The sequence below is a fragment of the Spirosoma sp. KNUC1025 genome (assembly GCF_045160025.1).
In the GTDB taxonomy this organism is placed as follows: Bacteria; Bacteroidota; Bacteroidia; order Cytophagales; family Spirosomataceae; genus Spirosoma.
On the sequence record NZ_CP087139.1, the window covers coordinates 4795452 to 4819544 of the forward strand.

At 45.7% G+C, this 24093-nt stretch carries 18 protein-coding genes and 1 pseudogene; 13 read left to right on the forward strand and 6 right to left on the reverse strand.

Going from position 1 to position 24093, the window contains the following annotated elements:
- Positions 1-15 precede the first annotated feature (15 nt).
- Positions 16-1226, forward strand: a pseudogene (locus tag LN737_RS21020) (aspartate aminotransferase family protein).
- Positions 1227-1423: 197 nt separating this feature from the next.
- Here LN737_RS21020 and LN737_RS21025 read toward each other — a convergent pair.
- Together LN737_RS21025 and LN737_RS21030 are read right to left on the reverse strand one after the other, a co-directional pair.
- Positions 1424-1747: an antibiotic biosynthesis monooxygenase gene (locus tag LN737_RS21025; protein WP_405511783.1), complete on the reverse strand. Its 324-nt coding sequence runs from the start codon at positions 1745-1747 to the stop codon at positions 1424-1426.
- Positions 1744-3330 carry an acyl-CoA carboxylase subunit beta gene (locus LN737_RS21030; RefSeq protein ID WP_405511784.1) on the reverse strand — a complete coding sequence of 529 codons (1587 nt, stop codon included), beginning with the start codon at positions 3328-3330 and terminating at the stop codon, positions 1744-1746. The genes LN737_RS21025 and LN737_RS21030 overlap by 4 nt, the downstream gene beginning before the upstream one ends.
- Positions 3331-3513: 183 nt before the next feature.
- Between LN737_RS21030 and porQ the strand changes: the two genes are divergently transcribed.
- From porQ to LN737_RS21055, 5 genes are all read left to right on the forward strand, one after another.
- Positions 3514-4545 (forward strand): type IX secretion system protein PorQ, encoded by a 1032-nt coding sequence (gene porQ, locus LN737_RS21035; protein ID WP_405511785.1) that lies wholly within the window; start codon positions 3514-3516, stop codon positions 4543-4545.
- Between the two features lie 113 nt (positions 4546-4658).
- Positions 4659-5096, forward strand: coding sequence for an aminoglycoside 6'-N-acetyltransferase (aac(6'), locus tag LN737_RS21040; protein ID WP_405511786.1), 438 nt, complete (start codon positions 4659-4661; stop codon positions 5094-5096).
- A 95-nt stretch (positions 5097-5191) separates the two neighbouring features.
- On the forward strand, positions 5192-5662 hold the full coding sequence (locus LN737_RS21045; RefSeq protein WP_405511787.1) for a transposase: 471 nt from the start codon (positions 5192-5194) through the stop codon (positions 5660-5662).
- A gap of 117 nt (positions 5663-5779) precedes the next feature.
- Positions 5780-6346, forward strand: a complete 567-nt coding sequence (locus LN737_RS21050; protein ID WP_405511788.1) for a hypothetical protein — start codon at positions 5780-5782, stop codon at positions 6344-6346.
- 44 nt (positions 6347-6390) lie between these two features.
- A complete protein-coding gene (locus tag LN737_RS21055; RefSeq protein ID WP_405511789.1) occupies positions 6391-6996 on the forward strand; it encodes a glycosyltransferase in 606 nt (201 codons plus the stop codon).
- A 38-nt stretch (positions 6997-7034) separates the two neighbouring features.
- Here the strand turns inward: LN737_RS21055 and LN737_RS21060 are convergent, their stop codons facing one another.
- On the reverse strand, positions 7035-7394 hold the full coding sequence (locus LN737_RS21060) for a hypothetical protein (RefSeq protein WP_405511790.1): 360 nt from the start codon (positions 7392-7394) through the stop codon (positions 7035-7037).
- Between the two features lie 7 nt (positions 7395-7401).
- Positions 7402-8175 carry a DUF5958 family protein gene (locus LN737_RS21065; RefSeq protein ID WP_405511791.1) on the reverse strand — a complete coding sequence of 258 codons (774 nt, stop codon included), beginning with the start codon at positions 8173-8175 and terminating at the stop codon, positions 7402-7404.
- 182 nt (positions 8176-8357) lie between these two features.
- Between LN737_RS21065 and LN737_RS21070 the strand changes: the two genes are divergently transcribed.
- From LN737_RS21070 to LN737_RS21090, 5 genes are all read left to right on the forward strand, one after another.
- Positions 8358-8954 (forward strand): hypothetical protein, encoded by a 597-nt coding sequence (locus LN737_RS21070; protein ID WP_405511792.1) that lies wholly within the window; start codon positions 8358-8360, stop codon positions 8952-8954.
- A gap of 209 nt (positions 8955-9163) precedes the next feature.
- Entirely contained in the window at positions 9164-12133 is a 2970-nt protein-coding gene (locus LN737_RS21075; protein ID WP_405511793.1) for a DUF2723 domain-containing protein, read from the forward strand.
- Positions 12134-12272: 139 nt separating this feature from the next.
- Positions 12273-12590 carry a hypothetical protein gene (locus LN737_RS21080; RefSeq protein WP_405511794.1) on the forward strand — a complete coding sequence of 106 codons (318 nt, stop codon included), beginning with the start codon at positions 12273-12275 and terminating at the stop codon, positions 12588-12590.
- Positions 12591-12711: 121 nt separating this feature from the next.
- Positions 12712-13524 carry a polysaccharide deacetylase family protein gene (locus LN737_RS21085; protein WP_405511795.1) on the forward strand — a complete coding sequence of 271 codons (813 nt, stop codon included), beginning with the start codon at positions 12712-12714 and terminating at the stop codon, positions 13522-13524.
- 9 nt (positions 13525-13533) lie between these two features.
- The gene (locus LN737_RS21090; RefSeq protein ID WP_405511796.1) at positions 13534-15708 is read left to right on the forward strand and encodes a hypothetical protein; all 2175 of its coding nucleotides are present in this window, start codon (positions 13534-13536) and stop codon (positions 15706-15708) included.
- An 18-nt stretch (positions 15709-15726) separates the two neighbouring features.
- Here LN737_RS21090 and LN737_RS21095 read toward each other — a convergent pair whose 3' ends face one another.
- The gene (locus LN737_RS21095) at positions 15727-16086 is read right to left on the reverse strand and encodes an osmoprotectant transporter permease (RefSeq protein WP_405511797.1); all 360 of its coding nucleotides are present in this window, start codon (positions 16084-16086) and stop codon (positions 15727-15729) included.
- A 316-nt stretch (positions 16087-16402) separates the two neighbouring features.
- Entirely contained in the window at positions 16403-18937 is a 2535-nt protein-coding gene (locus tag LN737_RS21100; protein ID WP_405511798.1) for a TonB-dependent receptor domain-containing protein, read from the reverse strand.
- 934 nt (positions 18938-19871) lie between these two features.
- On the opposite strand from LN737_RS21100, the gene LN737_RS21105 reads away from it, so the two are divergent.
- Positions 19872-20657, forward strand: a complete 786-nt coding sequence (locus LN737_RS21105) for an NHLP leader peptide family RiPP precursor (protein ID WP_405511799.1) — start codon at positions 19872-19874, stop codon at positions 20655-20657.
- Positions 20658-20797: 140 nt separating this feature from the next.
- On the forward strand, positions 20798-24055 hold the full coding sequence (locus LN737_RS21110) for a type 2 lanthipeptide synthetase LanM family protein (RefSeq protein WP_405511800.1): 3258 nt from the start codon (positions 20798-20800) through the stop codon (positions 24053-24055).
- Positions 24056-24093 lie beyond the last annotated feature (38 nt).

Sequence of the window (24093 nt, forward strand, 5' to 3'; positions counted from 1 at the left end):
ATAGACAATTCATACATGCAAACGGTTACGCACCGGCAGTTATTTTTTCAGCATATAGCTCAGACCTCCGACTTCCCGTTAGGGTTGGAAATTGAACGGGCCGAAGGCATTTATTTATTTGGCCAATCGTCCGACAGCAGCAACGGCAGACGATACGTTGACTTAATTTCGGGTATTGGTGTTAGCAATGTCGGGCATCGGCATCCGCACGTACTGGAAGCGATTCAGAACCAGCTTGATAAGTACATGCACCTCATGGTGTATGGCGAATACGTTCAAACACCCCAGACACAGCTCGCTCAGGCGCTTGCGGAAACGTTGCCGCCCAGTCTGAATAATGTCTACTTCACCAATTCAGGTACCGAAGCGGTGGAAGGTGCCATGAAACTGGCAAAACGATATACGGGCCGTTCTGAACTAATTAGCTGCTTCAATGCGTATCATGGCTCAACGCAGGGGGCGCTTTCGCTCTCGGGGATGAAAATTTCAAACGCAATTACCGGCCTCTCCTACCCGACATCCGGCACATTCGACCCAGAAACTGGAATGATATCGAGCAGATTAGCTCCCGGACCGCTGCCGTCATTATGGAAGTTGTAGCGGGCGAAGCGGGCGTTCGGGTGCCTGATGCTACGTATTTACAGGCGGTACGTCAGCGCTGCACAGACGTAGGAGCTTTACTTATTTTTGATGAAATTCAGACAGGTTACGGGCGCACAGGTACGTTCTGGGCCTTTGAAGGGTTTGGCGTGGTGCCCGATGTGCTGTTGTGTGCCAAAGGCATGGGGGGCGGCATGCCGATTGGCGCCTTTATCAGTTCGGCCGACATCATGAGCGTTTTTAAAAATAACCCGATTCTTGGCCACATCACTACGTTTGGCGGACATCCGGTTTCGTGTGCAGCATCGCTGGCAACGCTTCAGGTAATCCAGGCGCAGAAACTGCACGAACAGGCGGAGGCCAAAGGGCAGTTGTTCCGGCAGTTGCTAAATCATCCGAGCATTCGGGAAGTACGGGGTAAAGGATTGATGCTGGCCGTTGAATTTGAGTCGTTCGACGTGTTGAAACCCATCATCGACCGGGCCATTGAGACTACGCCAACGGGTGTCATTACAGACTGGTTTCTGTTCTGCAACAACTCGATGCGGATTGCGCCCCCATTAATTATCACGGAGGACCAGATTCGGGAAGCCTGTGCGGTAATTCTGGAAGCGATTCAGTCATAAGTAATGCCATATCTTGAAGATATGGCATTACTCAAACTCCACGCTCTTTACGGGAACATAACGGTTAAGGTACCGACCAGCAAGGCGATACTAAAAATGATCAATAACCCGATTAGCACAGTTCTTAGTAAACTTCCCGGTCTTTCGGGGGTTGGATTTGCCATACGCTTTCTTTGACTTCCGTAAATGTTACAACCTTACGGATACGTTAATTCATACTGTAAATTGCTGTGTACCGACCGCGCATCGAACCGGGACAATATCGACCGGGCAGCCGCTGGTACGTAGGCTTCTTCGTAGTCCTCTTTGCCCGTAAACGCCTTGACAGCGTCGATGGATTCGAACCACATTATGGTCGTGAATTCTATTTCTTCGCCTGCTTCCCGACGTAATAACTGGATGCCTTTGTAACCTGCTACCTGCTTGGCTGCAATGCCCTTAAACACTTCCTCTTTCAACAATTTTTCGTAAGCATCGGCATTTTGAGGAGTCGTCCAGCCGTGCCAGATTCGAGCAATCATAATGGAATGTTACCGTGTTTTTTCTTTGGCATACTGGCTACTTTATTTTCCAGCATCTGAAATGCCCGAATGAGTTTCTGTCGAGTCTGGTCAGGCATAATGACCTCATCGATGTACCCCCGAAATGCCGCCCGGTATGGATTGGCAAATTTGGTGGTATACTCCTGCACCTTTTCCTGCAGTTTTGCCTGTGGATCGTCGGCTTCGGCAATTTCGCGTTTGAAAATAATTTCAGCGGCCCCGCTGGCACCCATCACGGCAATTTCAGCCGATGGCCAGGCGTAGTTCAGATCTGCACCAATATGTTTGGAGTTCATTACGTCGTAGGCACCCCCATACGCCTTGCGTGTGATGACCGTTACGCGTGGAACGGTAGCTTCGCAAAAGGCAAACAGCAATTTTGCGCCATTCGTGATGATGCCATTCCATTCCTGATCAGTACCGGGCAGAAAACCGGGTACGTCTTCCAGCACCAGAAGGGGTACGTTGAAACAGTCACAGAAACGCACAAAACGGGCGGCTTTCGTACTGGCATGAATATCGAGCACTCCCGCCAGAACAGCGGGCTGATTGCCCACCACCCCGATGCTACGTCCGCCTATCCGGGCAAAGCCGACGACAATGTTATCCGCAAAATTCTTGTGAACCTCCATAAAACTGCCCGCATCCACCAGCTCTTCGATCACCTCCCGCATGTCGTACGGCTGGTTCGGGTTGTCGGGGATGATCGAGTTTAAACCGGGGCGGCTTTCATCAGTTGACTCGTAGGCCAGCATGGGTGGCTCTTCTTCGCAGTTTTGCGGAATGTAGCTAAGCAGTTGCTTGATTGTCTGAATGCAAGACAGTTCGTTCGCGCAGGCAAAATGTGTTACGCCCGATTTGGTGCTGTGTGTACTGGCCCCGCCGAGTTCTTCGGCCGTAACGGATTCGTGCGTTACGGTTTTTACTACGTTCGGCCCCGTCACGAACATATAGCTCGTATTCTCGACCATAAAAATGAAGTCGGTGATGGCCGGGCTATAGACGGCCCCCCCCGCACACGGCCCCATAATGGCCGACAGTTGCGGAATGACGCCAGATGCTTTTGTATTCCGGTAAAAAATATCGGCATAGCCCGCCAGCGACAGTACCCCCTCCTGAATCCGCGCGCCACCTGAATCATTCAGGCCGATGATCGGTGCGCCATTCTGCATGGCATGATCCATCAGCTTGCAGATTTTTTCGGCATGAGTTTCCGACAGGGCTCCGCCAAAGACCGTAAAATCCTGTGCAAACACGTACACCAGCCGCCCATCGACCGTACCGTAACCCGTCACGACGCCATCGCCCAGGTAGTGCTCTTTATCGAGCCCAAAGTCGCGGGTGCGGTGCATGACAAACTTACCGATCTCCTCAAATGATCCTTCATCAACCAGCAAGGCAATCCGTTCGCGAGCGGTCAGTTTTCCTTTAGCGTGTTGTGAATCAATACGTTTCTGACCACCACCGAGTTCGGCCTCAGCATTTTTCTGAGCGAGTATATCGGTTTTAGATGGTTTAGCATTCGGATCAAAATCGGTATCGGGACGGGTTTCAGTCTGCATGAGGTTGGTCTTATCGAAATCAAGTATGAGCAAAGTTAATTTTTCTTGCCGATTCCAACGGTTCCAATTGATTTTGGCGATGCGATTCTCGTCATATTTATTGTCTGGCCGGATTCGTGCAGCAAAAGTTGAGGTCTATGGCTTTTTCGCCGACATTTGCTAAAATTATTGACTGCTATTTACGTGTTCTACCGCTTACTGGGGTTGATTTTCCTGTTTACTGGTTTGCAGGCTGTCGATGCTCAACCCTTCGGCGGACAACGTGTCTTTACGTTTCTGGATTTGCCCACCCATGCCCGTGTGGCGGCTCTTGGCGGTCAGGTGGCGTCGGCCAACCGTCCCGACGGATCGTACCATCTCAACAACCCCGCCCTGGCCGATTCCATACCCAACAATCAGCTTGCTATCAGCCTGATGCCTTATCTGGCGGCTGCCAAATATTATACGCTTCAGTATGGTTTACCAGGGCAGGGTAAAGGAAAATGGGCTGTGGGGCTGCAATACCTGAGCTACGGCCAGCTGACAATGACTGATCCAGTAGGAAATACACTCGGTACGTTCTTAGCCAACGACTACGCCCTTAGCCTTACTCACGCCCGAACTGAAGGCAATTTTACCCTTGGTGCAACAATCAAAGCGGTTGGCTCGGCTATCGAAACGTATTCGGCCTTTGGCGTTCTGGCCGATTTCGGTGGAGTCTGGCGACACCCAGACCAGGACATTACGTTCGGGTTGGTTGCCAAAAACATCGGCTATCTGGTAAAAAACTATGGCCCCATCGATGCTAATCTCCCTTTCGATTTACAGGCGGGAGTTACGCTCAAGCCCCGCCATGCGCCTGTTCGCCTGACGTTGACGGCGCATCATCTGCAACGTTTCGACATTAGTTATAACGACCCAAATCTAAACATTCGCTACGACCTGAGCGGCAACCCCATTCCCCAAACAACTAGCGTGACCGAAAAACTGGCCCGGCATCTGATCATCGGAGCCGAATTGCTCGTCCATCGAAACGTCCATCTGCTGGTGGGTTATAATCATCAAAAGCGGCAGGAGGGCAAACTTACAACGGGGGGCGGAGGAGCAGGTATTTCGTTTGGCGCATCCGTTCAGGCGCGGGGTTTCCAGCTGACGTACGGCCGATTTACATCCGTGCCAACAGCGGGTACGAGTCAACTATCCCTACGTATTGATCTGTCGCAGGTTATTAAATGATACGTTCGCTCAATTAACAATAGCCCGGATCATTTTATTTTCATAAGTATCCTAAATTAAGGCTTTGTATGGGCAGATATACGTATCTGGCAATGCTTGTTATTTTCAAATAAATGCAACTTGAAAAACTTTCAGAAGGCAATATAGATGCGTTCGTCCAGCTCGTCCTCGAACTTTGGCCTGACTGTACGTTTGACGAAGAATATGAATACTACGGTCAGCTGATGAGTGCCGAAAATCATTGCTGTTACCTTGCCAGCAACGGCAACAAATACGTAGCATTCATTCACCTGACGCTGCGAACAGATTATGTAGAAGGTGCGGATACGTCGCCGGTTGCTTATGTTGAAGGTCTTTATGTTACGCCCGCTTATCAGCAACAGGGGTTGGCCAAAAAATTAATGGGTGTTGGAGAGGAATGGGGACGAGAAAAAGGCTGTAAAGAATTGGCCTCTGACACTGAACTCAGCAATTCAGCCAGTATCGATTTTCATAAAGGATTCGGATTCAGAGAAGCCAATCGAGTTGTATGCTTTATAAAAGAACTATAAAAACGCCCCTCTTAGGTAGATTTTTATAAGCGGTTTAAGGATCTGTTTGGAAATTATTAAAGGCTGAACGTCTAGCCATTTTTGTATCAACCAACATGCAAAACAATCACCAAACAGTGGAAGCCAATGACCGACGCCAGTGGGATGCAATTTCTCCTTTTTTACGACTTGATCGTCAGCGGACTTATGATTTACGACAGATTATAAACAGTATTTTGTGGTTGTTGCGCACAGCCAGTAAGTGGCGTAACATTCACCCTGACTGGCTACCTTGGCAAGCAGCTTATCGGGCCGATGGGGCCTTAGCTGTCACCGTTATCACTAGTATTTTGTGGCGATGTGGCAAACGCCTGGAAAAGGTCTTCGGCGATCAGGCTTATAACGGAGTATTTGCCGCAGAGTTAGCTACTTGGAGTATTGAGTTTGAGGAGGCATCCCGGCCAGAATCAGCCAGGGGCTTTGTACCCATAGCCAGACGAGGGGTGGCCGGACGCCGTATCAGTTGGACTAATTTCTTCCGTCGGCCTGTGAAAAGACTACGAGCATACCCTATCCTATTCGGTTAACGGGCTGTATTTAGCCAACATTCAGATCATGTTGCAACGAATCATTTGAATGGCAAAAGATAATTCCCAAACACATTCTAAGTTTTTGGTTTTAACCATTTACGTCAAACATGTTTTATGAAAATACTGCGTGTTATCATTACGATGGACCCGGCCTGGGGTGGACCGTGTCAGGGAATTCGGGATTCTATTTATGAATTAAAAAACTATAATATCCATAATGAAGTAGTAAGTCTGGATGATCCCAATGCTGCCTTTCTCGGGCAAGATCCTTTTATCATTCACCCTTTAGGTCCAGCACTGGGAAGCTGGAATTATAGCGCAAAACTGTTGAAATGGCTGCATAGTAATATAAACCGTTTCGATGTTGTTATTGTACACGGTACGTGGCATTACCATTGTTACGCTGTCAATAGAGTCATACAACAGTTAAAAAATAAATCGTCAAAAGATCAGTCTGATTATTCTTCGATCCCTAAGTTCTTTATCATGCCTCATGGGATGCTTGATCCTTGGTTTCAGGAGGCTCCCGGTAGAAAACTCAAAGCGCTACGTAATTGGGCTTATTGGAAACTTATTGAAGCCGATGGCATTCGTAAAGCCGATGGGCTTCTGTTTACCTGCGAAGAGGAGCTTATCCTGGCGCGCAAACCATTTAAACCTTATCATCCAAAAAAGAGATAAACATTGGTTATGGCATAAAGACTATTCCGCCGTTCAATACGCGGATGCGAGAAGCGTTCGCTGAAGTATGTCCTCAGCTTGAACAGCAGCCTTACTTGCTTTATTTAAGTAGGATACATGAGAAAAAGGGCGTTGATATCTTGATAAAAGCTTATTTAGGGCTGCTAAAAAGAAAGCAGGAAACGAGCCTGGCACTTCCAAAGCTCGTCATTGCCGGGCCCGGCTTAGAGACTTCTTATGGCCTGCGAATGCAAAAACTGGTAGCGGATTGTACAGGTGCCGATTCGCATATCTTTTTCACTGGAATGCTTTCAGACGACACCAAATGGGGAGCTTTCTACGGCTGCGAAGCATTTATATTACCTAGTCATCAGGAAAATTTCGGTATTGCTATAGTCGAGGCTTTAGCCTGCAGTAAACCCGTTTTGATTTCAGATCAGGTCAATATATGGCGTGAAATCATGAACGCAGGAAGTGGTATCGTCGTTGCTGATACGCTGGAAGGTACAGAGCAGGCTATTTTTAGTTGGTTAAACGTATCATCGGATAACCGGCAACTTATGGGGCGTCGGGCTTATTCAACATTTACGAACAATTTTGCAATTGCCCCGGCTACCAGGCGATTGCTCAGCGCTGTTAGCGAAGCCTGACCGGTAGACTTTCAGAAGGGCACAAAAATCTTCACTCGTTAATCAATGGGCACGGTTTCTACGGCACCTGCTTTTTGGTAGACCAGTACGATCTTTTCTCCTTTCTCTTTCGACAACGTATCGCCTACGTGGATACTCTGTCGATACCAGTCGTTTATCATAAAGCTGGACGATTCTTTCGTATCAATATTGGAAAACACTACTTCAAGTTTCGGTTGACTGCCCCCTCCGACGGGTGATATCTTTGTGACAACTGCATTCAGACGTTTCTCAATTAGCGTACTACTCGTTTCTTCCGGAGCCGTGTCTTCGCCCAGGTATTCGCGATAAAAATAGATCCCAAGCGAAATTGCCACCAGGAACCCACCAATCAGCAACAAGTTTAAATACCGCTTCATCGTTCGCTCAGGAAAAAAAACCAGTACCGTACGTTTCCTGCAAATGTCTATCGATTACCTCACTTACCAATCGCCTTGTAAGATCAGCATCCAGTTCATACTGTCTGGCCAGTGCTTTTTCCACAGAACGCCGTAGTATCGCATAGGAATAGCCGTCCTTATCATCAAAAACCCTGGATATGTCAGTTGCTATATCAGCATGATTAACAAACTTAACGTGTGTCTGTGGCTCCAGATCGGTTTCAGGTTCCTGCATTCTAGACTGATTCAACTGGTCAATCGCATGGCATAGTTTGGCAATACTCACAAACTCGCTTCGAAAACTTGAGTTATTGTAAACATCTTCAACTAACGCCCGATAGCTGGTTAAAATTTCCTGTACGGTAGTTGCACTCGACAAATCCCGATAACGCCAGTTACCATTGTTTTCTTTCTCCAACCCAAAATGCCGCTGATAGGAAAGTTTGAATAAAGCTAGCAGCAGCCTATAACCTAACTCTATTTCATTATCTGGCAGGGTATTCATCCAACGGATACCAATGTTTTTTCGATAATGCTTCAAAACAACGTCTGGAATTGCGGACTCAGTTAATGAACATTCCACTGTAGCCTGCTCCATTTCGGCGTGAGTAGGTTTTAATTGCTCCACTAAAAAATCAACCTTATAATATTGCTCTCTTCTCTCATTCTCATCCAGTTGGCGGAAGCGCGTCAACAGATCATCCTGCGAATAGATGCTCTGACCGAATTGAAACATAGTAATTTCCTCGTCTAAGCTCATCTTTTAGTTTAAATAAGGTGAATTATCGTCATCAACTAACCATCTAACTACGTATCTAACCATCTGTGTAGGATGTTTTGCATAGTACTATGTTATGCATTAGCTTAATATTATAAATAGAAAAATACCCAGTTTACCTAATTGTCAATCCTTTACCTTCCCATTTCATTGGTTTTAAAGCTATGGCCAACCAATCAAACTTTCTAAAATCCCTTGACTGGACTGTTTTTACGCTCCGGTTTATTAAGAACAATTTCCTGATCATTTTCAGTTTAGGGCTTGTCGCAGCGTTTGGACGAGCTATTCAGCTTCGGGCATTTGGTCCAGTCAGCCCCTTAGCTCATACGCTTTTAGAAATCGTAATTGAGAGTGCGCGAATTCTGCTATTTTTTTATTCGCTGGGACTAAGTAACCTCAAAAACGGCCTGGTAAAGCTGATTCAATTAATCACGAATCGGGAAGGCCGAACAAAAAACTGGCAGACAGCCCTGGGAACCGTGCAGGAAAAATGGCTGGTTGTTCTGATCAATTTTGTCGCCTTTCTAGCCATCGCGTTCCTGTTCAACGTACTGATCGATCATATTGCCTATGAAACCTGTCTGTTCATTACGCTCCAGTCCCGACAGCTTATTTCGGGAGACAGTTCTGTCTGGGCCTTGATCCTGTTTTTCAAAAATATCTCTGTTATACCGTTCACCTTAATTTTTGAAGCTATATTTTTTCTCTGGATCACCAATCAGTTGCCTGGCTCCCTGCCACCCCATCAATCGGTACGTTAGCCGATAAAAGGACAATCCATACCTCGTTAATCTCAATGACCACTCCCAGCTCTGCTGAAAGCCTTCAGCAAGCAATTTAAAATGTTAATTATCTATAAAACAAGCAGTTATTAACAAATCTTAACATAGCAACCGACTCAGGCAGCGCATACTGATACGTAGTTTTGGCGAATTCTTACACAAACTCATGTCGCTAACTTCTACAACGTATGCTCCCCTTCAAACGCCTGAATCTTCTTTCGGGTTGGCTCGTCTTTGCCATCGCCCTCGTTACGTATACCCTGACTGTCGAACGAACGGCCAGCTTCTGGGACTGTGGTGAATTCATTGCTTCCTCATTCAAGCTGCAGATTCCCCATCCGCCGGGTGCGCCTTTGTTTCTCCTGCTGGGCCGTATCTTTTCCATGCTGTCCTTTGGCGACCTGACCCGTGTAGCCTATTGGATCAACATGGGCTCGGTGCTCGCCAGTGCCTTCACGATTCTGTTTCTGTTCTGGACGATCAGCATGCTGGCGCAAAAACTGCTCACGAGCCACTATGCAAACCAATCCGAATACACCACCGCCGACAGTTGGCTAATTGTCGGCACCAGCGCAATTGGTGCGTTGGCCTATACCTTCTCCGATACGTTCTGGTTCTCAGCCGTTGAAGCCGAAGTATACGGCATGTCGTCGTTTTTCACAGCCATTGTGGTGTGGGCGGCTTTCAAATGGGAACGTATCGACGACCAGGCAGCTGCTAATCGATGGCTCTTATTGATTGCTTATCTGGTTGGCCTGTCTATTGGTGTTCACCTGCTCAATCTTGTGATTCTTCCGGCGCTGGCGTTAAGCTTTTATTTCCACAAAACCGACAAACCGACTTTCTGGGGTGGCGTATTGGCGTTAAGTATCGGGCTGCTCATCTTAGGAATTATCAATGCGGCTATTCCCGGCCTACCCACGCTGGCCTTTGCTGTAGAACGATTTTTTGTCAATACACTGGGCATGCCTTTCAAGTCCGGTACCCTTTTCTTCTCGGTGGTTTTGCTGGGTGGTCTGGCCTACGGTATCTGGTGGTCCGTTCGTCGGCAGCGGGTTATACTGAACACATCGCTGCTCGCCGTGGCCTTTTTGCTCATCGGTTATGCGTCATATATGCAGGTGCTGGTACGGGCTAATTTCAACCCTCCTATCAATGAAAACGACCCCAGTGATGTCAACAAGTTTCGGGCGTACCAAAACCGGGAACAGTATGAAAGCCGTTCGCTGCTCTACGGTCCAGTGTTCACCTCCCGGCCAATTGATCAAAAACGGGGAGCGCCGATCTGGAAAAAAGATAAGGATAAATACGTTATTGCTGATTATTACCCCGAATACATCTACGCGCCGGGCGATGAAATGCTCTTCCCCCGTGTTTACAGTTCACACTTGAATCATCCACAATTGTATCGGCAAATGCTTGGCCTGGCAGAAGGGCAAAAACCGACCATGGGTGACAACCTGAGGTTTTTGTTTACCTATCAGTTAAGCCATATGTGGTGGCGCTACCTGATGTGGAACTTTGCCGGGCGCGAAAGTGACGAAGAAGGCGCGGGCTATTTGCTTCCCTGGTCGTCGAATGAGCACGTACCAGACCTTTTGAGAATCAACAAAGCCCGCGATAACTTTTATATGCTTCCGTTTGCGCTGGCGCTGCTGGGGCTGGTTTTTCAGTATACCCGTCGACGTAATGATGTGCTGGTGGTTGGGTTATTGTTTCTGCTTACGGGCCTTGCGTTACAGGTTTTTCTGAACTCGCCCCCGTCGGAGCCGCGCGAACGCGATTACATTTACGTCGGTTCTTTTTACTTTTTTGCTATCTGGCTGGGTTTGGGGGCTATGGCTATCGTGATGTCGTTACGTTCGTTCGTTGCCCGCTTTAAATCGGCCAGGTTCCGTAGCGAGTTTGTGCTGGGCGCTTGTCTGCTTGTTCCTGTGATGATGTGCGTAAAAAGCTGGGACAATCACAACCGCGACCACCGTTTTCACTCGGTCGATTTCGCCAAAAATATGCTCAATTCATGTGCTTACAACGGGATTCTGTTTACCGAAGGCGACAACGATACGTTTCCACTCTGGTATGTGCAGGAGGTAGAAGGCTTTCGGCGGGATGTGCGGGTTTGCAACCTGAGTCTGCTCGGTACGGAGTGGTACATTCAGCAGATGAAACGTAAGACGTACGAATCCGACGCGGTGCCGATGTCGCTGGAGTTTGAGCAGTTTAACAAGGGTATGAATGATATTATCCCGTTTTATGAGGTTGAGGGCGTAAAAAACGGTATTGATCTGAAGCAGTACATCAGTCTGGTAAAGACCAGTAACCCTGCCATACAGGTACCGCTGACTACGGGCGAGATGACGAATATTCTACCTTCGTCGGTGTTATTTCTGCCAATAGACAAAAGAGCGGTTGACAAGGCAAAGTTTGTTCCGACGGCGCTACGTCCTCTGCTGAAAGACACAATGCAGTGGTCGATTGGCAAAAAAGATCTGTTTAAGCCCGATCTGATCATGCTCGATGTGATTGCTACCAACAACTGGAAACGACCGATCTATTTTTCAAGCACGCTGGCGACTGAACATTATCTGAATCTGAAAAACTACATGCAGCTGGAAGGTTATGCGTACCGGCTAATGCCCGTAGCCGTACCGGGTGCTTCGGATGGTTACGTCAATTCGGAGGTCATGTACGATACCATGATGCACAAGACGGTATGGCGTGAGTTCGATAATCCAAAGGTATACTATGATGAGACGTATAAGGGTCCGCCGGTCATTTCGGCTCGACTCGCTTTTTTCCGACTGGCCGATCAGCTTATCCGGGAAGGGCAAACCGAAAAAGCCCGTACCGTACTCGATTACTCCCTGAAAGTCATGCCGGATAAGAGCCTTCCATACGACCAGATTTCGTCCAACTACGTCCAGTTTCTGTTTGCGGTGAACGATCCTAAAAAAGCGCTCACCATTGCTGACACGATGGCCACCCGTGCTGATCAGAACCTGATGTATGCCAAACGTAATGAAGGCAGGTTCAGTAATCCCAATTCAGATCTGTACATACTCCAGACCATTGTGGAAGCCTGCAAACAAGCCAACCAGACGGCTGCCGCTGCGAAATATGAAGCCATCTTCCAGAAACATCTTACCGTTTTTGGCTGACAACAACACGTGCTGAACCAAATCAGGATGAGTAAATTACGAGTGGACATCGCTCAGGAACAAGCTGTATTTGGTTACCTTTGTGGAAGTCAGGCTGAAGGCATAAAGGTCCTGTGTCAGCCTGACTTCTTCCTAAGCCATGCTACTTCATTGGAGTCGGTTTTTCATCGCGGATGACGGCATTCAGGTTGCGTTTAATCACCTGAGTGATTTGTATTCAAGCGAATTACTACAGCAGCTTGCTCATCAGGTCAGTGAGCAATACCGCTTACTTAGCAGGCACCTGAGCGAACAGGAAGAGGTCATGATACGTACCGCTGCGGATATGGCCCGTCCCGAAATTACTTTTTTGAACCCCGCTTCAGCGTTCGACCGTAGTCGAACGGATATGCTGATAGCCAGAATTACGAATTTGCCGGCGTTGTGTCGGGCCGCCACAGTGTCTTCGGTTCATTAATTTCGGTAGAGCAATCAGTAAATAACCGGGCAGAAGTTGCTTAGTCCCCATTGACGTCAGTATGTAGGCACCTGTTTTCTGTATGACGTACTCTTCCCGAGACTTTGCCGCTTTGAAACGCATGAAAAAGACACTGAATACCCTCATTCTTCTGCCTGTCATTTTATTGATGATTCATAGCCTGACGGTTGCCCAAAGCTCCGCTGTCTGGAACGGAAAAAAATGTGCCGTTGCCCTAACCTACGACGATGCGTTGCTTATCCATCTGAACAACGTAATACCCGTTCTGGACTCATCTGGGCTGAAAGGTACGTTCTATTTATCCGGTTATTTCCCCGGTTTTGTCAATAACCTGAGCCGATGGAAAGCTGCGGGCGACAGGGGCCACGAACTGGCCAATCATACACTGTTTCATCCGTGCGCGGGTGACCGGCCGGGTCGGGAGTGGGTAAATCCAACTTATGATTTAAGCAAATATTCGGTTCAGCGGATGACCGACGAAATCAGGATGACCAATATCCTGCTCAAAACCCTCGACGGCAAATCGGCCCGCACCTTCGCCTTTCCCTGTGGTGACACCAAAATTGGCAATGAAGATTATTACAAACCCATTGCCAGTGATTTTGTAGCCGCCCGGGGCACCACGAGCGAGATGAAAAAGATTACAGAAATCAACCTGGCTGATATTGGTTCGTATGCCATCAACGGAGAGTCCGGTGAGCAGTTGATTGAGCTGGTCAAAAAAGCGCAGGAAACCAACTCGCTGCTGGTCTTTCTCTTCCACGGCGTTGGCGGTGGCCACTCGCTGAACGTAGCGCTGGCAGAACACAACAAGCTGATCCGATATTTGAAACAACACGTAGCGGACATATGGGTGGCCCCATTTATCGACATCGCTCAATACGTTAAAGAGCACCAGACAAACCACAAATAGCGTATTCGGATGAATAGAAAGCTCGTTAGTCTGCTGCTGCTGTTTTTGGCAACTGATTGTGTGGCCCAGCGTGTATTTATCCAGCAAATGGAGCCTACCCGGCAAAGCAGGTATGCCGCCGGGCAATTGGCTGGTGCGCTCATCAGCAAAAAATACAGCATCGTTTCAGAACGGACATCGGCAGATTTTACGATCCAGCTTGCTCCGGTAAATGTCCAACTCGGCTCTGAAGCCTACGTCATCGAGCGGCAGGGCAAGCAGTTTACTGTTAGCGGGGGCGATAATCGTGGTCAGATTTACGGTTGCCTTTCTATCGTAGAAGACATCCGGAACGGCATTGCACTTGACCAGATTCGTACCCGGCAGGAACGCCCTCATCTCCCCTTTCGCGCCATTAAATTTGATTTACCCTGGGATACGTACCGGCATAGCTACGCACTCGATCAGCATTATGAAACCTGCCGCGATACGCTCTACTGGAAAGCGTTTCTGGATATGATGGTGGCAAACCGGTTCAACGCGCTGAGTCTGTGGAATCTGCATCCGTATACATTCATGATCCGACCCGCGAACTTCCCCGCTGCTACACCCTTCAACGACCAGCAACTGGCCGAGTGGCAAACGCTGTTTCGGACAATTTTCCGCATGGCGAAAGATCGGGAAATTGATACGTACCTGGTTCCCTTCAATATCTTTACCAGTCCCGAATTTTCGAAAGCCTATAACGTAAACCCCAGGCTGAATAACCTCGATCACCACCATTTTATCGACGGCGATACGTCGGCCATTGTCAAACGATACACGCGCGAATGCGTGACGCAGGTATTACAGGAATACCCTGACCTGACCGGCTTTGGCCTGACACTGGGCGAGGCCATGGGTGGCATGTCGCCACAACAACGCGAAGACTGGATGAAGGCCACGATTATTGAGGGAATGCGGCTGGCTGGGCGAAAAAGCAAACTTGTGCATCGGATTCCGTTCTCCAGCACAACGGGCTCGCTCGGCATTACCAGCATCGACACCGAAAAACTTACCCGAAAATCAATTGAAAGCGAAGCTGCGCTGCCTTTCATTGACGGTCCGATCTGGGCAGATTTAAAGTATAACTGGTCGCACGGACACTCAACGCCGACGTTAGTTAAAGTGCATGGCGGGAAGCTGTTCGATACGTACTTCAAACCCGAGCCCAACACGTATAAAATAACCTGGACCGTCCGCAATGAGGATTTCTTTTGCCTGCGATGGGGCGTGCCCGACTTTGTCAGATCGCACATTGCAGCCAACAATCAAGCCTACGTAGGCGGTTATTTTTTGGGTTCAGAAACCTACATTCCAGCGAAGGATTATTTCACTAGTCCCGGCGCTCCTGTCGACTGGACGTACGCTTTTGAACGGCAGTGGCTGTTTTATAAACTCTGGGGCCGGCTTCTGTATAATCCTGCCACACCCGATGCCCTCTTCCGGTCGGAGTTTGTTCGTCGCTACGGTATGTCAGCCGCACCGTTGCTGGAAGCGTATGCACTGGCCTCAAAAACCCCGTTGCGACTGGCTTCTTCGTTCGATTTCACCTGGGATTTTTCGCTCTACAGCGAAGGCATGATGGGCTTCGACGCTAACAAGAATGTGGCGTATATCTCCGTCAACCAGCAAATTTCGCAGCCAACACTGGACCCTACCTACGTATCGGTCAGTGACTACGTCAAAACGACGGCAGCCGGTGGCTCATTCAGCAAGGAAAAAATCACCCCGCCCATGCTGGCGAACATACTGGTGACCGATTGCCGGAAAGCGCTCCGGCTCATTCAGTCCATCAAAACCACAGGAAACCGATCCCTACTGTATGAGGTAGCCGACGTAATGGCCTGGGCGAACCTGGGGTTGCATATGACTGAAAAACTGAATGGAGCAGTCGCCTTGCAGACGTACCGCACTACTGGTCAGGCTGCGATGAAGCAGGTGGCCCTTCGGCACCTGAAAGCCGCCCTTCGGTATTGGGACAACGTAATTGCCATAACCCGCCCCCTTTACAACGACATGCCGCTCGTGCACCTTACCGAACAGAAAGGTCATACCTGGGCTGAAAACAATACGCTCCGGTTTCACTGGGATAAGCTGCGCCCAGACGTAGCGAAAGACATTGAGCTGGTTGAAAACGAGTTGCCTACCACCCCAAAAAAGTAATTTACCAGGAATATGCCCTCAATTCCAGCGCGGATTGGTGAGCAGTACGATGATCATAAACAAGCCGTATAATAATCCCGGTATTGCCGGTACGGCTAACAATACTATCGCAAGTACGCCATTCTGATGCATCTGCAGCCAGTAACTGCCTGCCAGGAGAGCCCCCAGTCCCGTTAGGATCAACATCCACAGCCCCATATTGGCAGGCCCAACCGAGCCGTCGCCCAACCCCTCGAAGAAGAAATAAAGAAAAATCAGGGTAATAATGGCATTGACAGCCCACAAAATCCAGAAGAAAACCATGTGATACGTATCGGTTAAAAGGGTGTAACGGCATCCGCCGGGAATGGCCGCGGTTACAAAAATGATCGGGACCACTCCCCAAAACCAGTGTTAGTGAACAACAGGTAGGGCTGGGCATATAACTTCCGATTTTTAGGGAACCTCTGCCATAACATTGACTCTTTCACTGGTTGAATCAATGACGTAAACAGACCCTCTCCCCGATACAATTTGTTTGTCTGGCTTCAATTTCCCGCCACAAGGCCAGGCTGGCTGCGATGGCTCGCTTTTATGGGAGAGAGCCCCCTTTAGAGACCATAATACGCCACCAGATTATCGACACAGTACGTTGCCGTAACAGGATTTCTTATGGACCATAAGGTTGCCCTGTTACGGCAACGTACTGTGTTTATCAGTTATTTCCTCCTCCGATACGGCCCTGTTCTTCTTCAACGGCAGACCGGCGCTGACGCGTTGTTTTGAGGTTACGATTACCGAAATTATACGTGAACGTCAGGCGTGCCACGCGGCTTTCGAACCGATTAGTGAAGCGGATATTCGTTGTAGCGAAATTGCTATACCCACCTGGCCGCATTGTGTGGAGTAGATCGCTGACATTGAGCCGCACCGTAGCGGCTTTATCCCAAAAGTTTTTCTGAATGCCCACACTTAACTGGCCCAACCCCCGAAACTGCATCATTCCGTAGACTGAAGGCGAATTGTAGAAGCCTGATACCTCAACCGTAAGTCCGTGCGGCAGCACAAAGTTCTGGTTGAGAGTTAGGTTGGCCGCCACTCGCTGGTAATCGAGCTTTTGACCGACGTACTCAGCATTATAGGCATTCCAGAATACATTGGCCGTAGGGCGGAGCGTCCACCATTGGGTTAGGGTAATGGGCAGCCCGATACTTAAATTGATATTGTCCAGAGCCGCCAGATTCACCGTCGTCACTCGCAACACACGCTCCTGCTGATCGTTGACACCCGTAATAACATCGGTAGTGTGGTTGTAACTCAGGCTGATGTTTGTTTCGTTTCTATACGTATAGCCTACCTGAAACGCATTGGTATATTGCGGACGGAGGAATGGGTTTCCCTGAAAATATGTGTAGGGGTCCATCACGTACACAAATGGGTTCAGGTCCTGATAGTTTGGGCGGTCGATACGCCGACTGTACGATGCCTGCCATTGGTGATTCTGAGCGGCTTTGTACGTGACGAACACACTTGGAAACAGGTTGAGGTAATTCCGATCAACGACTCGGCTCAGGGTCACAGAGTTTCCGATTGAACGCGTATGTTCTGCCCGAAGTCCGGCCTGTACCGACCACTTACCCCAATCCCGATTGGCATTCAGATACCCCGCCGTGATGGTTTCGTTGTACAGAAAATGGTTCGTCCGCTGCGGATCGGGTACGTATCCATTTTCAGTCAGCGTCTCAAAGCGCACATCGTTATCTGAAGTCACGTACGAGATTTTGCCCCCTGCTTCCAGTCGGCCTCCGGTACGTAAGGGGTGGATATAATCGGCCTTCGCTGCGCGAATTGTAACGGTTGAGGGTGGCCGATTACGCTGCACCAATTCGGGCTGCGTTTCTTCACCACCCGCACCAAAATAGCGAGTACGCATGTTGTCCTGCGGACGGATGGATACCCGTGAATAATCGACGTCTACGGTGATCTCCCGACCCAACGTATCGAATGTGTGCTTCAAATTGGTGTTGGCCGCCAATCGTTCCATGCCCCGCGTCGATGCATTGGTCATGGTTACCAGTTGCTGAAGTTGTCCGCTGGCGCCGTAAACCAGGTTTTTGTTATCTATCGTAGCCTGGCTATTGCTCACCACTCCATTCACCATAAAACCCACAGTTGTGCGTTTGCTGAGCGAGTAATCGGCCCCGATTTTATAGGTGTGATTCTGTACTATGTTGGGTCGATACCCGAGGTTGTTCACTGTTGTCAGCGAGTCGCCTGCGCCAAACTGCCGCAAGGCATCAACTGAGCCAAAGCTTTTGCGATAATCGTAATTGTAGTTACTGAAGAGATTCCAGTTGCCAGCCCGGTGATTAAGCGTCAATCCGGCTGATGCTTTTGGAAACCGGCCGTAGCCTCCGCCAACCGTAGCATTGCCATTTGTTCCACTGGCCCGGCTACCCCGTTTGAGTCGGATGTTGATAATGCCGGCATTCCCGGCCGCATCGTACCGGGCCGATGGATTGGTAATCAATTCGATGCTTTCAACGCCGTTGGATGGTGTATTCCGTAACAGATTCACCACTTCCTGCGCCGACAGGTACGTGGGTTTGCCATCAATCATAATCAAAGTTCCCTCCCGCCCTTTAAGGGTTATCCGGTCATTCTGGTTATCGACCAGCACTCCAGGAGCGCGTTCCAGCACGTCCAGCGCCGTTCCACCTGCCGAAATTATACCGTTTTCAACGTTGATGACGGTACGATCAGGCAACTGTTCGATAAACGGCTTTTTGGCTGCTACCGTCACTTCACCAAGCGTCTGCGATGACTGGTGAAGTGATATTGACGGCACGTCCGCAGCCGCCTGGCCGGCAATTACCGTAAACGTGACCGACGTCGCTTTCGCATAACCGACCATCTGTGCCGAAACCTGATACGTTCCCGGTCCGATGTTCTCAAATACGTACCGCCCATTTTCGTCGCCCACTGTCCCTTTAACCAATTGAGATGCCAAAGCCGACTGACTGGCAGGTTTTGTTGCAGAGCTTTTCGGGGTAGGCGAATTTTCTGCCTTGATTAACAGTACAGTTGCGAATTCAATCGGCTTTCCGGCCGTATCACGTATCGAACCGGTTACATTGGTTCGGCCAAGCTGTTGAGCATACGTAGCCGAAGTAGTCAGGGCGATGCTCAGGAGTACGATCAGACCAAACAAAAGTAGGTCTACACCAGAATAGGTAAAAAGATTGGCCATACGGTTATGAGAAGAATGGTAGCATTTCATGTTTGTAGCGTTCATTAGAGGCTACAAAGTTGGCCGGTTATCAAACACCCATCAATCGCACAAACATGTGAAAAGTGCGAAGACAAGCCCCAGATAATGTGATAGGAGTGCAACTTAATGGCAAAACAATATTTATAAAATCCCCTTCTAGCAGGCGTAATTAACCTTTGGGGTTATATCTTATTAAAATTGAAGTGGTTAATTATATGTAAGCTTAATTTCAAACTGTATTTATAAATTCAAAAAGATTTCAAAATTAAATTATAATATGTACAGAAGAACAGTTTTACGTTTGTACGTATATAGACTGCCGTTAAATATATTATTGAATTATATTTGGCAATTCTAAGAAAATATATAATCTTCGTAATAAAATATCAGCTCTAGAAAATAGTCGTTACAAATAGTTTTATTAACCAAGATATTATAAATTGTTACTTAAAAATGCATAAGCTTTTACAGTGAAGTGCAAATACAAACGGAGTACACGTACGTGTATATCACAGCTACAAATTAAAAGGAACTAATAAGGCTTTCTGAACAACATAAGTCTGCTAATTATTAAGAAATGGTGCGTTCCAAAGGAAGCCAAATCAATAGATTAATAATTAGAATGGTAAGTCAATAATCCCATCGGTTGTACCGTATTGAATCGGCCTCTATTTTATCTTCCTACTCAGCGTCAAGAATAAAGTACACTACTATTTGATGCATTTTCGCGATAAAGCGTATGGCTAAAAATAATTAGTGTGTACGAACTATTGGTTTGTAAAACCTTTTAAAAGGTGAACCGGCTATTATTTACCTGAAAAATGCCATAATTTAATACTGAAGAAGCTTTAAGTCTCCTCAGTATTGTTTCATTGCCATCACTTCCTACATATACACTTTAAACATTTGCGTCATGGAACAAACCAAACTAAGCAACCAGTTAAAGTACGGCTTATTCGAATTTCAAGCTGCTTCTCAGCTAAAACTTATTACTAGAAGAGAAATTGAACGAAAAGCGATTATCAATGCGATCAAAGATGAATCCTTTAAAAACAACTTGATTAACAGGCCCAAAGAGGTGCTAGAGGAGATCAACAAAATAAGGATGCCTCAAGATTTATCGATAAGTGTAATTGAAGAAACAGATGATGATTACTATTTTATTCTCCCACATAACCCATATGAAGGGATCAATGAAACAGAGCTAAGGAATTCTCTTGGCGTAGATATGCTGGATATCGCAAAGTGGGTGCTTGAGCGACAGGTCTATTATGAAGACAATAAAATAGAAATAGCAAATATAATTTCAAAAAGCTGGACTAATCCTGAGTATAAAAAACTTTTACTTGTTGATCCAATCCTTCTTTTACGTAAAGAATTTGGTGAGTCGTTAAAAGTAGAGGCAGATATCAAAATTTTAGAAGAGACAGAAAATCATTGGTTTATTGTAATCCCAAAAATAACTGATGAAACAATAAACGAAACAAACACAATTGATGGTTTTGTCAATATGCCAATGGTTGTGGGATCGCATCAAAATACCGCCGGTTTTTTAGGAAACTGCAGCACTAATAGTACACATAATAATACGCTGTTCTGTACGGATACAAGATCTCCAGAAGCAGACTGCAAGACTGTACTGGACGGTTGGAATGGATGCGGTGGTCCCTGTCGTTTCTTCAGCTTGATCGTAAGTTAGCCAGGCGGAACTATCATAAAATATCAAACAAATATTTAGCTACAGGATGTTAGAGCATCTTATGATTATCCTGACATCCTGTAGCTGAATAGGATTATGCATTTAAAATAGAAAATCCAGATTTTAAATACATTGTATAAATGGAATTCACACAAGCGGAACTAGTAGACATTTCGTCAAATGCAATGGTATTTAATGAATTAAAACATAATATACCGTATGATGTATACAATAAACAACTTATTTCTCAAAGCAATTCAGTAATAGATTGGATTAAAATAGTAGCCAATGGAAATATTAATAATTTTTCAAAACGGTTAGAATGGAGTAATATTAAACCTGACCAATTAGAAAGGTTTTTTGATTCAAAAGAAGGTTATAATAATAAACAGTTACCAAGCTGGATAATCACATTGAATGACTGTCTAAAAAACATACCTTTAAGCCTGTCACAAACTAACAATAATTATAATGATTTATTAGGTGAGAAGGAGTCGCCCCAACCTTTTGAAGAAATATTCATTCCATTTATTTTAAATGGAAGAAACAAATTAAGAAAAAGACTCAATGATAAATATGACTTACTTTCAACAGCTGCTCATATTCAATTGGAGAAAAGCCTATTAGCTTGGTTATGCTATATTAATTCCTTCACAATGGAATTAGAATTTTCTACGTACAGATCTTGGAATCAATCAATTATAAAAAGTAAACTATCAAATACTGATCCTTCATCGTCAAAAACTAATTATAATGATTTTATCCTAAGGATGTTGAATGGTGAAATAATAGAATACTATAAGGAATATTCTATGTTGGCAAAATTCACAGGTTTAGCAATTGAACAATGGATTGAGTCAGTCAAAGAATTTATTGAACGTTATGAAAAAGACAAAAAGCAAATAGAAAAAATATTTAATAATAAGCAAGAAATTGGCAGAATTATCGAAACAAGCGCTTCTTTGTCCGATAGACATAACGGCGGTAGATCCGTTATAACAGTTGTTTGTGAATCTGGTCTAAAACTCGTATATAAACCTAAAAATCTTGGGATTGAAAAAGCTTACGTAGGATTGCTAAAATTACTACACGCATATGACAGTCCGATAAAATTTAAGTTATTCAAAATAATTGCACATGAAGATTACGGCTGGATGGAATTTATAGAAGAAATCTACCCAGAAAACGAACTTCAGGCAAACAAATATCATAAAAATGCAGGAGGACTGCTATGCATTACGCATATGCTAGGCGCAACCGATCTGCACTACGAAAATATAATAATGAGTAATGAAGACCCCGTTTTAATTGATTTGGAAACATTGCTTCATCCAGTCGCAAGCGAAGAATCAATCTTAAATGGAACCGACGCTCTGACACAGGCTGAAAATGTCTTGAATAATTCAGCAATCAGGACGGGGCTATTGCCTCGATGGATAGTTGATACCGAAGAACAGGTATATGATGTAAGTGGCTTTGGAAAATATATACCACAACAATATAATATAACACGTCCTCAATGGGTTCATGTGAACACAGATTTCATGAAAATTGTAAAGAAAGAAATAGAAATAAAATCTCACAAAGTAATAAAGTATGATGCGTTAAGTGTGGAAGGATTCAGTGAACAGATAATAACGGGTTTCGAAGAAATGTACAATTTTTTACTACGTAAAAAGAAAAATATATTAAACTCGCCTAATTGGAAAAGGTTGTCAAATCAAAAGATAAGATTTGTATTTCGCGCGACAAAAATATACTCAACCTTATTGCAGAATTTACTTAATCCGAAGTTACTTAGAAGTGGCATGATATGGTCTTCTCACTTAGATATACTTTATCAAGGTATAGTAAATTATGAATCTAAACCTTTTTGGTGGCCATTAATTGAAGAAGAACAGCGAACACTAGAACAATTGGACATCCCTCACTTTACAGCGTCAACTGGAGCCGATTTTATACAACTCAATAAAACACATAAAATAGAAAAATATTTTAACGAATCGAGCTTCCAATGCGCAACTAATAAGTTAAAAAAAAGCTGCAAAAAAGACCTCCTACTTCAAACCGAATTAATTAGAGGTAGCTTTCAAAGTAGATTTGCCGAAAAAAGCTATATAAATCCAAATATTAAGCACAGCATAAATAAGCAGCAAAAGTCATACAAATTAAATCAGAAAATAGCTATTAGAACCTGCATTTCCATTGCATATCATCTTAAAAGTAAAGGAATTACGGCCAACGACGGAAGTATAACCTGGATATCTCAAAAATTCAATTCTAAAACGAAAAAATATCAGTTGGAACCTATTTCAAATGATATATATAGCGGTGGATCAGGTATTGGGTTATTTTTTGCAGCTCTTTTTAAAACTACTCAGAAAAAAGAATTTAGAAAGTTAGCGATAGGCTCGGTAAACATAGCTCTGAAACAAGTGCAAATTAAAAAGAATTTTATTGATGAAAACGATGCATTACCCACAGGAGGCATAGTTGGATATGGATCATTAATTTATGCCTTTCTTAATATAGGATTATTATGCAACGAGCCCGCATTAACAGATGCAGCCGCAGATGTCGCTAAACTTGTTTCTAAACAACTAATTGAACGGGATAAATGCTATGATGTAATGCACGGTTCTGCAGGGCTTATTCTAGCATTAGTAAACTTATATAAATATAAAAAAGAACCATACATTGTTGAGCTAATAAACTGTGCTGCAGAGTATTTGCTAAACTGTAGAGAGATAACAGCATCAGGACACAAAGTTTGGCCATTTAACGAAGGCGTTTTTTTAACTGGCTTTTCTCATGGAGCTGCTGGTATAGCTTATTCATTGATTCAGGCTTATAAGGTTACAAACAATAGTCTGTACAAGGATGCCGCTTTGGGAGCTATCGCCTATGAAACGAGTGTTTTTGATACTTCAGAAAATAACTGGCCTGATTTTCGAAAACCAGTCGACAAGATCGAGCTCGGGTTAGAGGAATCTAAATTTATGTGTACATGGTGTCATGGCGCAACCGGCATCGGGTTGGCGAGAGTAGGCATATTAGATGCCTTAGATGAAAAGTCGATCCTAGCTGATATCAACAATGCAATTAAAATAACAAAAGAGCATTTAAACTCACCAATGGATCATTTATGTTGTGGAAATTTTGGGCGTTTAGAATTACTACTTACTGCTTCCCAAAAACTATCAGACAATTCACTATATACACTCGCTTTAGAACAGGCAGGGCAAATCACATATTTAGCACAACGTAGTGGGAGTTTTCGGTATAATCCTCATCTAGGCTATACACCAGGATTCTTTCAGGGGATATCGGGAATCGGTTATCAATTACTTAGGCTAACCTCCCCCGAAAGCATACCTTCTGTATTAATGCTAAGCTGAGAAGTAATGATAAGGTCTTTCAGGAAAATCAACATTAG